Raw genomic sequence first — 11,964 nt, forward strand, 5'->3', positions numbered from 1 at the left:
GAAAAGATGTTGCGCCGCAGCGCAACTTTCATTGCGAAGCGCGCAATACCCGGTCGGCCAGGCGTTCGTCGCCGACGACCGATCCGGTCACCGCGACGGTGCCGTCATCCGCCACATGCCCCGCCAGGACCACCGGGGTGCCGGGCTCCGCCCCCGTCATCAGCGGCACATGCGCCAGGATGGTGGCGAGGCCGCTCGGGCGACGCGGCACATCGTCCTCCTCCCACAAACCCGCGCCGCCGCTCGCCGGCACGGGCGTGTCCGGCCTCACGACCGAATCCAGCAGAGCCGAGTCGAGCGATGCCTGCAACAGGGGGTCGGCGACCTCCTTCCAACTGACGACGCCGTGGACGAAATCGATCATCAGCCCGTCGGAGGAATAGGGGAGCAGGATGCCGCGATACAGGATGGTATGCCCGCGTTCGTTGACGAACTCCGCCTCGAATCCGGCCGGGGCCTGTTCGGCCAGGATCTGGTCGCAATGCGCGGTCAGCCGTGCGAGCAGCGAATGCGCCGGAATATCGGCGATCCGCCCAGGCAGTTCTCCGTCGATGCCGCATTCCTCCCGCAGCGCCGTACCGATATGGGCGATCACGGCGTCCGCGCGATTGCCCCGGAAATCGAGCAGCACCGAATTGCCCGCGAAATCGCCAGCCGCGCCGGTATCGAACGCGTGGATCGTCGGGAAGCGCGCCTCGCCCAACAGCGACGCCCAATGATGATAGGCACGCGCATGCAGCCGCCGCTCCTGCCCCGCCATGCGCGCCAGCGCATCCTCGGTGCCAAACGCCAGCGCATTGGCACCCTCCCCCCCTGCCCCAGGGGCCAAGGCGGCGATATCCGACGGATGGTTCGTAACGGTCTTCCTGGCCATGCTCCGCTCATGCTCCCGCCGTGGTTAACCCGACGTAAAGACCAAAGGCGCTTGCCAGCTCCCCACCAACCTGTTAAGCGCCGCCACCTCGACCGGATACCAGCCGCGTCGACCGAAGATTGGGCCGCTTTAGCTCAGCTGGTAGAGCATCGCATTCGTAATGCGGGGGTCACAGGTTCGAGTCCTGTAAGCGGCACCATCACGTCCCCGGAACAAACCTGGAAAACCGCAGAAATCTGCGGTAAACTGCCTCTCGGCGGTCCCGTGAAATCTCATTATGTTCCGCCGTGGCCCACTCAAAAGGGGCCACGAATCATGGGGCCACGAACGTTGCAGGAGGCGTGGCCCCATGCTTACGGTTGTGCAGATCCGGGCGCTGAAACCGGCAGAGCGTCCCTACAAGGTGGCTGATTCGGACGGCCTGTATCTACTGGTGCAGCCATCCGGCGCCCTGCTCTGGCGCTTTCGCTACCGGTGCTGCGGCATCGAGCGCAAATTGTCGCTGGGCAGTTTCCCCGATGTCTCCCTGGTCCAGGCGCGCCGGAAGCGTGACGAGGCCAAGGCCGAACTCGATGACGGGATCGATCCCGTCGAGGAAAAGCGTCAGCGACGGCTAAAGGCTGAACTGGCGGCGCAGACGACGTTCGCGCTCGTCGCCGGGGAATATATTGAGAAGATGGAGCGCGAGGGACGTTCCCCCGCCACCATCAAGAAGGCGCGCTGGTTCCTGGAACTCCTCGACGGCATCGCCAAGCGCCCGATCGCCTCGATCACCCCGCATGAGCTTCTCGACGTGCTGAAGCGGGTCGAGCGTCGCGGGCATCATGAGACGGCGCTTCGGCTACGCTCCTTTGCCGGCCGTGTCTTTCGCTATGGTTTCGCGACCCTGCGCACCGAGCGCAACCCAGCTGACATCCTGCGCGGCGCCCTTACTGTTCCACGGGTCAAGCATCATGCCGCGATCGTCGAGCCCAAAAAGGTTGGCGACCTGCTGCGCGCGATCGACGGGTACACTGGCCGGCCCGAGACCCTGCATGCACTCAGGATCGCGCCGCATGTCTTCTTGCGCCCGGGTGAGTTGCGGCAGGCGAGGTGGAGCGAGATCGACTTCGCCGAAAAGGTCTGGCGCGTGCCGGCCGAGCGCATGAAGATGAAGCAGGCGCATGCCGTACCCTTGTCGCGGCAGGTACTGTTCCTGTTGCAGGATCTGCGGTCGCTGGCGCGGGACAGCGAATTCCTCTTCCCGGCGCTTCATACCACAAAACGCTGCATCTCCGACAATACGCTGAACGTCGCGCTGCGCCGCCTAGGGTTCGAGAACGACGAGATGACCAGCCACGGCTTCCGCGCCATGGCCAGCACGCTCCTCAACGAGTCAGGGCTGTGGCATCCCGATGCCATCGAGCGCGCGCTGGCCCATGGCGAGAAGGACAAGGTGCGCGCCGCCTATCATCGCGGCGCGCACTGGGCGGAACGGGTGCGCATGGCGCAGTGGTGGTCGGATTATCTCGACCAACTCCGGATCGGCGGTGCCGTCATCAAGGGCAAGTTTCGCAAGCGAGCGTAGGACTTGCCACGCCTGCCATATGATGATGGCGTCATTTCGCAGGATCGTAGGAAGCGGGATTGCGCATCCACTCGTCGATGGCCGATGCACGCCAACCTATGCAGCGGGTGCTGAGCTGAGTGCTCCTTGGAAAGGTGCCGTCGGCCATCTTGCGATATAGAGTGGAACGGCAAAGTCCTGTCTGCGCTAGGACGGCGTTCAGACGGAGGAAGCGGTCAGGGTTAGCGGACATGGACGTCACCTTTTGGTTGTTGCGGTTGGGAAGCCGATAAGGTCTTGCTTTCGCTTGAAGGGAAGTAGAGCCTCCCTGAGGTCCCGGCGGTGCTGTGAAGGGACATTCGCAACCGTCTCTCGCGATGCTGCAGGAACGGCATCGACGCCGCTGGCGTGGTGCCAAGCTGCTCCGTCTGGGTTCATTCTGTTTTGCAACCCGAGGCAAAGAGCGCGAATGTCGCAATGCTTGGTGGATATCGACGGCGCCCCACCCAAATCTGCGCAAGGGCGTGAAGGCAAGGCTGGCAAACGTTGGAATCGCGCGCGTTACATGTCGTCGTCCAGCCATGCTGACGAGAATAGCTCCTCCCCGCCTCTGGCCGCTACCCTCGCGGACGCCCGATATAGCCCAGAGTCCTTAACGTTGATAATACCCTACAGGGTATAAATTGCATTTACTCCCTGTAGGGTATAAATATACAATATGCCCTTCAAGGTATATCGCTAGTTTATCCCTTATAGGGTATGCCGTCACTGAAAGGCGTCTCCCGTGGCCCACATTGCTCGCTCTCCCAAACAGCTCGGTGCGCTCATCCATAACGCGCGGACCAAGCGCAACCTCACTCAGCAGGCTCTGGCGGCCTTGGTTGGCACCGGGCAGAAGACGATCTCCCGCATCGAAAGTGGGCAGACGGGTACGAAGCTCGACACCCTGTTCGGTATCCTGGCAGCGCTCGACCTCGACATGCAGATCGCACCGCGCAGCAAGGGCAGCGCTGACCTGAGCGAAATCTTCTGACAATGGCGCGCCGCAAGACCCACGTTCCCCTGAACGTGCTGATCAATAATCGCCTCGTCGGCCGCCTCGAGAAGGAAACGAGTGGCGCCGTATCGTTCCGCTATGACCTGAGCTGGCTCGAGTGGGACCACGCCTTCGCGGCCTCGCTGTCACTGCCGCTTCGCGCAACCACCTATCGCGGCGCACCGGTACTCGCCGTTTTCGACAACCTGCTTCCCGACAGCGCCGATATCCGACGCCGCGTGGCGGAGCGCACAGGTGCCGAAGGTACCGATCCATACAGCCTCTTGACCCGCATCGGCCGGGATTGCGTGGGCGCGATGCAGTTTCTGCCCGACGGTGAAGCCATCGACGCCACAGGCGATATACGGGGCGAAGCTTTGGGCGACGAGGATATCGAACACCTCCTCGACAATCTCAAAGGTGCGCCGCTCGGGATCGATCCTGGCCAAAAATTCCGAATCTCGATTGCGGGTGCGCAGGAGAAGACCGCGCTGCTGCGCCACGACGGCCAGTGGCTGCGTCCAATCGGAACGACTCCGACAACGCATATCCTGAAGCCTCAGCTCGGCGAGATTCCGACCTCGACCGGCACGGTCGACATGACCGCCAGTGTCGACAACGAGCATTACTGTCTGGCGCTGCTGAGCGCCTTCGGCTTGCCGGTCGCGAAAACCGAGATCGTCACCTTCGGGGCGCGGCGCGCGCTGGTCGTAGAGCGGTTCGATCGCCGATGGCTCGCCGATGGCCGACTGCTGCGCGTTCCACAGGAAGACTGCTGCCAGGCACTCGGCGTGCCATCCTCCCAGAAATACCAAAGCGAAGGTGGTCCCGCCGCGGCGGACATCATAAGACTGCTCGGCGGTAGCGACGATCCGACCGAGGATCAGGCGACATTCCTGTCGAGCCAGATCATCTTCTGGCTCATCGGCGCGACCGACGGACATGCGAAAAACTTCAGCCTCTTCCTGCGTCCGGGCGGCGGCTTCAAGCTGACGCCCTTCTACGATGTCCTGAGCGTCCAGGATCCTGTCGATCGCGGACAGTTGGCACAGAAGAGTTTCCGGTTGGCAATGTCGGCGGGCACCAGCCGCCATTACCGGATCGAGGAAGTCCTGGGCCGGCACTTCGTCCAGACCGCGAGAGCCGCGGGTATCGGCCCGACCATTATCGACAAGGTCATCACCGACATTCGCAAAAAAGCCGCCACGGCCGCGGACGTCGCGCGAGAAGCAATGCCGGACGACTTCGCCGACGACGTCCATGCCAGCGTAAGCCGAGCGATCGCCGACCGTCTGGCCCGTCTCGACACGGCGTTTACGGAGCTAAGCTAGTCGCGTTGCAAAACATGTCCGGCATGCCCCTCTCCGCCACCCTCATTGTCGGTCAACCGCTTGAGGCTGCGATACTGGACCAGCGTGGCACGGCCGACCTTCGTCGTCTCCAAGTCGCCCGACTGGATGATCTCGTAGATCCGCGAGCGGCTGAGGCCGATGATCCGGACCGCCGTCGCGACGCGGACCGTCAGCGGCTCGATCTTCCTTTCCCATGCCCGCTCGATCATTTCTGCCCCCGTGCTCGCGCGTCGCGCCCGCGCACGAACGCCCGATCGCTCTCCAGAAAGGCCGACAACATCGCGGGGATCAATTCGATGACCGGCTCCTCGATGCCGTAGGTCGAGGCATAGGCCGCAGCATAGGCCTGCAACGACGACTGGAGGTCCGGCGTGATGGTGATGGCCAGCTTGACCGGCGTGCGGTCGGGCAGCTTGCCGAGCTTGAGATCAGCCATGTCAGCTTGTCCTTCTCGGATAAGGGGCGAGGATGAGATCATGGGTCACCAGCAAGCGGACCGGCGCGCCGGGACGGATCGTGACCGTCGGCTGGACGTCGAGGTTGCGCTGGGTGATCTGGTCGCCGGCCCGCGCGACGTTCATCTGGGCGGACTGGCGGATCGCCTGCACGAGGTCGCTTCCGCCGGAGATCGACAGCTCGGAACCGACGCCGAGCATGGTCGCGATCGCGACACCCTTGAGCAGCGTCCATGTGTGGAAATCGACCCGGTCGGCAAGCCCGGCATAGCCTTCCGGGTCGGTGGCAGGCATGTTGTCGAGCCGCACCGAGCTGCCGTCGGGCAGGATCAGCCTTTGCCAGATCACCAGCGCTCGGCGCTGCCCGAACGCGACGACGCTGTCATACTTGCCGATCAGCCGGGCACCCTGTGGTACGAGCAGGATCGTCCCCGTGACGGTATCGAACACATTCTGGGTGACCTGCGCGGTGACCATGCCGGGCAAGTCGGAACTCAAGCCGGTGATGAGGCTTGCCGCGATCACGCTGCCCGCCAGCAGGCTGTTGGGCGAAGCAGGAGTGACGAGGGCGCCGACGTTGAGATCGCCGTCCGTGTCTCTGGCCGCGGCGAACTGCTCCTTGCGCGTCCCCGTCGCCGTCGCAGGGATGGCATCAGGGACTTCGGGGCCGACGGAGGAAGCAGGGGTGACCACGCAATGGCCGGTCGTGACCTGCGCCATCAGGCCCGATTCTCGCGCCGCCTTGAGGTCGGCCATCCGCTGCTGCCGTGCTGCCGCGACCGTATCGACGGACGGAGAGGCAACAGTCGCTTCGGCCCGTTCCTGTGCGCGAAGGATTGGCCGGCCAAGGTCGCCGGGAAGCGGTGGGCCGAGCCTGGGCGCATCGCCATAGCTGGCCGGGAGGCCAGAGAGTGCGTCGGCGGCGGGCTTTGCCATCGGCTGAGACAATTCGCTGTCCTGTGCGACGTGCCGGAAGACCTGCGGCTTCAACGCCATCCAGGCGATACCCATCAGGCTGGCCGAGCCCAGTGCGGCGAGGCCGATGATCGCACCCTTGCGGAAGCGGATCGCGCGTGCCGGACGGGAACGGATGGCCAATGTCTCCAGGTCGACCTTCGGCAGCTGGGCGGGCGCCTCGGGTGCGGGCGCGTCGAGCATGGCTTCGGCGGGCGAAGGTGCGTCTGACGAAGGTTCGGCAATCTCGGTCATGCCCCCCTCCGCTGAGCGGATGGCCCGATCCTGTCGATGCGGACGACCTGCTGCTTCTTCAAGCCGAGCCGGAGTTCGGCCGCGTCGAAGATCCCGTCGACGACGTAGAAGCGATCACGCAGCCGGTAATTGACCAGTTCCACCTTCCCATCTGGGCCGACGACGAACAGGGGCGGTGCATCACCATTGGCCAGCGAAGCCGCAAACTCGACATAGGTCCTTGTCCCGTCGTCGAACACGCGCAGCGGCCGCCACGGCGGGCGGTCGCCGCTGATCGCGTAGTTGAAATGCAGCTGCTCGATCGCCAGCCCCGTCGCCACCGGCGCTGCAGCCTGCGCGGCTTCCGCCTTGCGTCGCACGGCCAGCAGCTCGTCCTGCGGATACGTCCAGCGCAGCGAGGACAGCGCCGTTGCCGGGGTGCTGGCGAGCCTGAGATGATAGGCGCGCCGGTCGGTCGTGATGACTAGATTGGTGAGCAGGCCTGCCGAGACCGGCTTGACCAGCACATGCGTCTGCTTGCCGTCGCCCGAACCGCTCGTCGTGTCGCCGATCACCCAGCGGGCGGTATCGCCGCTCGCGACCGCCACGAGGGTCTCGCCGGGCTGGAGCGCAATGTCCGTTACCAGCCCCGGCGCGGTATAGACTTGATAGATCGTGCCGTTGCTGAACGGATAGACCTGCGCGCCGCTGACGAACCCGGTCGCTGCCGGCTCGATCGTGGCGTTCCGTGTCGCGGACCGCACCGCCTTGAGCGGTGCCGCGGCGCGATCCTGCGCCCACGCGGGGCCGGCCAGGACCATGGTGGCCATGGCCGGCAAGATGACGGACTTCATGGGTTCTTCTCCTGCAAATTGGACAGGTCCGCCGCCCCGGATCGGGCGCCGAGGGAAGGATCGAGCGGCGATCCGAGCGGCAGGGTCGCGGGCGATTGGGCGGCGGGGCGTGTGGGTGGCGACGATGGCGCGGTGTCCAGTTCGCGGCTCCAGTCGATCGCGTCGACATAGATGCCGAGCGGGTTCTTGCGCAGCACCTCGGCCGATGTCGGCGGGCGCGTGACGATGGTGAGGATCGCCGTCCAGCGCTGGACGCCGGCCTGGCTGCCGCGCTCAAACATGGTCTCGGTCCATTTGACCTGGAACGACGTGTCGGACGCGCGCACGACGCTGGTAACCTGCACCGACACCGTCCGGTCGCCGACCTGGGCAAAGGGCGCTGCCGACCGGGCATATTCCCCCAGGAACTGGGCGCCGCGCTGGGTCGCGAAGTCATAGGCCTCGAGCCAGTCACGGCGCATCAGCACCGGGTCGAGCGACACCGAGCGGATGTTAGTGATGAACCGCGATAGGTGCCACGCCACCTGCGGATCGGTCGGCCGGTATGCGACGTCGGCCGGCCGTACCGCACGCGGCTCGCCGAGCTTGTCGACCTCGACGACATAGGGCGTGACGCGGCTCTGCGTCGACTGCCAGGCAAGGGCTGCCGACGTGCCCGCGGTCAGGGCCAGGCAGCCGAATGCCATCAGCCGCCAGTTGCGCGCCTGCACGCGCGCCGAGCCGAGCCGCTCGTCCCACAGCTGCCCGGCACGCTGGTAGGGCGTCTCGGGCAGCGGCGTTCGCCCGTAGCGCTCCACGCTTCGCTTGAAGACCATGGTTCAGTCGTTCCTTTCCTTGATGTCGGGAATGGCGGAGCCGCCGCCACGATCGCTCTGGCTGAGCGCGTGGATCGCGACCTGGCGGCGATGACGGCTCGTCTGCTGGTCGCGCATCACCCGCGCCCATGCGGGGGTGCCGCCCTCGGCGTCGCTCGCGCCCGGCGACGCACCGGGGGTTCGATGGAGCGCCGACCAGGCGGCGTTGCGACCTCGCTCCACGGCAGCGCCGAGCCCGAAGGTGCGTTCGATCTTCTGGGCCGCCGCCCCCTTGGCAGCGGCGGCCATGCCGCCGACCGCCGAGCCGCCTGTCTCGCGACCGAGCTGTGCGGAGGCCGAGGCAGCCGATCCCATCGCGGTGCCGGCACGGACCGCCCCCAGCGCGGCGCCGGCTAAGGCGCGCGCCGCCTACTGCCGCGCCACCCGCCAGCATCGCGATGCCGCCGGCGCCGACCGCGGTGCCGAGCGCCGCGCCGGCGCCGAGCTGCGGCGCACCCGACACCAGCCCCGAGGCGATCGACGGCCCGAAGATGCCGAGGCCAAACAGCGACAGGCTGGCAAGGACCAGGCTCATCGCCTGGCCGATGTCGGGCTCACGGCCCTGCAGCGCTTGCGTGAACTCGGCGAAGAAGTTGGAGCCGATCCCGACAATGACGGCGAGCACCATCACCTTCACGCCGGACGAGACGACATTGCCCAGCACGCGCTCGGCCAGGAAGCTGGTGCGGTTCCATAGCGCGAACGGCACGAGGATGAAGCCCGCCAGGCTCGTCAGCTTGAACTCGAGGATGCAGACGAACATCTGCACCGCGAGGATGAAGAAGGCGACGATCACCAGCGCCCAGGCGAACAGCAGGATCATGATCGTCAGGAAATTGTCGAAGAAGGTCGTGAACCCGACCATCTCGCTCGCCTGGTCGAGCAGCGGCCACGCTGCCGAGAAGCCGGTGCCGGCGAGCCGCCCGGGTTTCAGCAGGTCGTCCGCGGACAGCGTGCCGCCACCTGCGGTGAGCCCGGCTTGCGCGAACGAGCGGAAGATGATGTCGGCGAGGCGAGAGAAGCTATTCAGGATGAAGGCGAAGGCGCCGACATAGAGGATCTTCCGCAGGAAGCGTCCGATGACATTGTCCTCGCCGCCCATCGCCCAGAACAGGCCGGCAAGCGTGATGTCGATGCCGATCAGCGTCGCGGTCAGGAAGCCGACGTCAGGACCGAGCAGCCCGAAGCCGCTGTCGATGTAGGTGATGAACGCAGCCAAGAAGCGGTCGATGACATTGAGGTCGTTCATGGGGTCCTCTTCCTGGCAACGTGGCGAGAATGTCGCGGGGCGCGGTGGGGAGCGGGACCGCGCCACGCGACGGCGACCGATGATCGGGGCATCACCGGCCGCTGGCCGGATCGAGCCTGTCTACGCCGTGGGGCTATTGGGACGTGTAGGCTGATCCGGAGCCAAGGAACTTCCTGGTCGCCGCGCGTGCCGCTTGCGCCTGCGTCGCGCGCCGTGCCTGCTCGATCGCCTCGCTACGGAACTGCGCGGCCATCATCTGCTGGAGCTGCAACTGCTGCTTGGCGGTCAGGGCAAGGAGCTGGTTGGTGGCTTGCTGTGCCTGGAGCGAACCTTCCGCGCCTTGGCTGCGGGCGACGATGTCGGCGAGCGCCTGGGCGTCCGACCGGACATTCTCGACGACCTGCGCCTGCACCGTCATCGTCTGGCGAAACGCGCCCATGCTGGCATCAAGCCGCGCGCGGGCATCACGCACGCGGGTGTCGGTGGGGAGCGTCGCGGAGAAGTCGGCGGGAAACAGCGATTGGAACTGGCCGTCGAGCTGGCCGGCCCGGAAGTCGATCGCCTGCGCCCGGCCCATCAGCCGGTCGATTTCGGCAAGCTTCTGCTTGAGGATGTCGAGCTGCGGGAAGTCGATCCGGCTCAGGTTCTTGCCCATGGCGACCAGCATCTGCGCCTCGTTCTGAAGCTGCCGGATCTGCTGGTTGACGCTTTGCAGCGTACGCGCGGCAGTAAGGATGTTCTGCGCATAATTTCGCGGATCGAACACGATCCCGCCGAACTGCGCATGGGCAGGCGTCGCCGCCGACATGATGCCCATGATAAGACTGCCATTGGCAGCGGCGATGAGGAGCGCGGCGATGACGCGGCGGCGGTCGAGGAACGGCATGACGATCTCCAGTGCTTTGGCCCCGCACCCGCATCGATCGCGGTCGGGTTCGGCATGGAGTGTCGGCTTCTTGGCGCGGCGGCGTCAGATGCCGGCTGGGGTCAGCACGGCCCTTTGTGGGGACAGCCACGAAACCTCCCCACAAAATCCGCGAAGCGGCTTGCACGTAGAGCAAGGTAGGCTTTGGACGGGCGGCATTGGACATCCCATTTGGCTCACGCGTGGAGATGTCCTGCCAAACGGAGGGGGCATTCTCCTTGGAATGATATTTGGAGAAGCTCCGTAGCGGTCCTCGCGCTCGTCACGTCGATCGAAATACGCGTCGGGTTGCGGCCAAACATCAACACCGCTACGTGTTGCACATGGGCAATACAGCAGATTGTTCGAGATGGACGGTGATCGGGGCTTTGATCGCGCTGCTGGCTTGCACCTCGATGGCGGACGCCAGCGCCAAAGCATCTCTGCCGGATATGACCACAACCCTTCACGAACAGCGCGTGGAGAGTGCTTCAGTCGCCGTGATCCGCAATGGACGGATCGTCTCGACTGGGGCCTGGGGCACGGCGGGGCCGAACCGGACGGCGACCGTCGCCACGCCCTACAATCTCGCCTCGCTGACGAAGCCGCTCACGGCGGAGGTTATCCTGCGACTGGTATCGGCCGGCAAGCTGTCGCTCGATGAGCCGATGGATCGCTACTGGAGCGACCCTGACCTGTCGCAAGACTCCCGGCGGATCAAGCTGACGGTCCGCATGGCGCTGAGTCATCGCACCGGGCTGCCAAACTGGCGCGATGCAAAGGGGCTGGCCTTCGACCACGATCCCGGCACGACCACTGGCTATTCGGGCGAGGGGTATCAATATGCCGCGCGCTACGCCGAGCGTCGCACCGGGCAGTCGTTCGAGGCGCTGGCTGGGCGCTGGCTGTTCGCCCCGGCCCATATGCGCGCGTCGGGCTATGTGTCGGCGCAAGGCGGGAAGGTACCGATCGCGGTACCCTATGACGACGCCGGCAAGCCGCTGCCCGTTAAGCGGGTGACGCGATACAACGCTGCCGATCTGGCTCACGCGACGGCGGAAGATTATGCGCGCTTCCTCATTGATGCCCGCAACGACCGGGGCCTGGTCGCCTCCATCGCGGCGGAGCGCGGCAAATCACAGGCTGACCTGACATTTGAGATATGCGCCGGAACGAAAGCGACTAGCTGTCCGCCCTGGACCGGCTTCGGCCTAGGTTGGCAGCTTCTTGGCTTTCCCGACGGTACGACGATGCTGCACACCGGCAAGGATGCTGGAGCTTTCACCTTCGCCGCGATCAACCGCGCGAGCGGCGACGGGATCGTCATTTTGACCAACAGCGACAACGGATGGCGGGTCATCCTGCCTATCCTCGAACGTATCGGCAGCGACCCGAAGCTGATCGCTTTCCTCCGCGGCCAGATGAGCTGACGGGACCATGAGTACGATGACTGCCATCGCCGTTGCCGCAGCCCTTCTCGCGACGCCCGCGCCGTCTCCGGCCGATCCGCTGACGATCGCGAAGCCAAGCAGCCCTGCGCGCGACGGCTCCGTGACGTCGAAGCACAGAATCACCGCATAGGTGCTGGCGATTGCCCGGACCTTGAAATCGCCCTGCTCGACAACCTCGCTGCGCATCATGTCACCGGTGTC

Annotated in this window: 12 protein-coding genes, 1 tRNA gene and 1 pseudogene; 5 read left to right on the forward strand and 9 right to left on the reverse strand. The window is 65.4% G+C overall.

What is annotated here, in order from left to right; all coding sequences use genetic code 11:
- Positions 1-28 precede the first annotated feature (28 nt).
- Positions 29-874 carry a PAS domain-containing protein gene (locus U1703_RS09075; protein WP_332785425.1) on the reverse strand — a complete coding sequence of 282 codons (846 nt, stop codon included), beginning with the start codon at positions 872-874 and terminating at the stop codon, positions 29-31.
- A 123-nt stretch (positions 875-997) separates the two neighbouring features.
- Here U1703_RS09075 and U1703_RS09080 point away from each other — a divergent pair.
- Both U1703_RS09080 and U1703_RS09085 read left to right on the forward strand, forming a co-directional pair.
- Positions 998-1,073: transfer RNA gene (locus U1703_RS09080), tRNA-Thr, on the forward strand.
- 150 nt (positions 1,074-1,223) lie between these two features.
- Complete coding sequence (locus U1703_RS09085) at positions 1,224-2,441, forward strand: tyrosine-type recombinase/integrase (RefSeq protein WP_332785485.1); 1,218 nt, start codon at positions 1,224-1,226, stop codon at positions 2,439-2,441.
- 31 nt (positions 2,442-2,472) lie between these two features.
- Here U1703_RS09085 and U1703_RS09090 read toward each other — a convergent pair whose 3' ends face one another.
- Entirely contained in the window at positions 2,473-3,003 is a 531-nt protein-coding gene (locus U1703_RS09090; protein ID WP_332785426.1) for a helix-turn-helix transcriptional regulator, read from the reverse strand.
- 201 nt (positions 3,004-3,204) lie between these two features.
- Here U1703_RS09090 and U1703_RS09095 point away from each other — a divergent pair, with 201 nt between their 5' ends.
- Positions 3,205-3,453 (forward strand): helix-turn-helix domain-containing protein, encoded by a 249-nt coding sequence (locus U1703_RS09095; protein WP_042485091.1) that lies wholly within the window; start codon positions 3,205-3,207, stop codon positions 3,451-3,453.
- 2 nt (positions 3,454-3,455) lie between these two features.
- Positions 3,456-4,787, forward strand: coding sequence for a type II toxin-antitoxin system HipA family toxin (locus U1703_RS09100; protein WP_332785427.1), 1,332 nt, complete (start codon positions 3,456-3,458; stop codon positions 4,785-4,787).
- On the opposite strand, the gene U1703_RS09105 is transcribed toward U1703_RS09100, so the two are convergent.
- From U1703_RS09105 to trbJ, 7 genes and pseudogenes are all read right to left on the reverse strand, one after another.
- A complete protein-coding gene (locus U1703_RS09105) occupies positions 4,784-5,017 on the reverse strand; it encodes a DNA-binding protein (protein ID WP_332785428.1) in 234 nt (77 codons plus the stop codon). The two genes, U1703_RS09100 and U1703_RS09105, sit on opposite strands and share 4 nt — an antisense overlap.
- Entirely contained in the window at positions 5,014-5,244 is a 231-nt protein-coding gene (locus tag U1703_RS09110) for a DUF2274 domain-containing protein (protein WP_332785429.1), read from the reverse strand. The genes U1703_RS09105 and U1703_RS09110 overlap by 4 nt, the downstream gene beginning before the upstream one ends.
- A 1-nt stretch (position 5,245) precedes the next feature.
- The gene (locus U1703_RS09115; RefSeq protein WP_332785486.1) at positions 5,246-6,421 is read right to left on the reverse strand and encodes a TraB/TrbI/VirB10 family type IV secretion system protein; all 1,176 of its coding nucleotides are present in this window, start codon (positions 6,419-6,421) and stop codon (positions 5,246-5,248) included.
- 47 nt (positions 6,422-6,468) lie between these two features.
- Entirely contained in the window at positions 6,469-7,305 is an 837-nt protein-coding gene (gene trbG / locus U1703_RS09120; protein ID WP_332785430.1) for a P-type conjugative transfer protein TrbG, read from the reverse strand.
- Positions 7,302-8,120: a conjugal transfer protein TrbF gene (trbF, locus tag U1703_RS09125; protein WP_332785431.1), complete on the reverse strand. Its 819-nt coding sequence runs from the start codon at positions 8,118-8,120 to the stop codon at positions 7,302-7,304. Before trbF ends, trbG begins: the two co-directional genes overlap by 4 nt.
- 3 nt (positions 8,121-8,123) lie before the next feature.
- Positions 8,124-9,408, reverse strand: a pseudogene (gene trbL / locus U1703_RS09130) (P-type conjugative transfer protein TrbL).
- Positions 9,409-9,541: 133 nt separating this feature from the next.
- Entirely contained in the window at positions 9,542-10,294 is a 753-nt protein-coding gene (gene trbJ / locus U1703_RS09135; protein WP_332785432.1) for a P-type conjugative transfer protein TrbJ, read from the reverse strand.
- 362 nt (positions 10,295-10,656) lie between these two features.
- Between trbJ and U1703_RS09140 the strand changes: the two genes are divergently transcribed.
- The gene (locus U1703_RS09140) at positions 10,657-11,742 is read left to right on the forward strand and encodes a serine hydrolase domain-containing protein (RefSeq protein WP_332785433.1); all 1,086 of its coding nucleotides are present in this window, start codon (positions 10,657-10,659) and stop codon (positions 11,740-11,742) included.
- Positions 11,743-11,964 lie beyond the last annotated feature (222 nt).

Origin of the sequence: Sphingomonas flavida, assembly GCF_036663655.1 — a bacterium.
In the GTDB taxonomy this organism is placed as follows: domain Bacteria; phylum Pseudomonadota; class Alphaproteobacteria; order Sphingomonadales; family Sphingomonadaceae; genus Sphingomonas.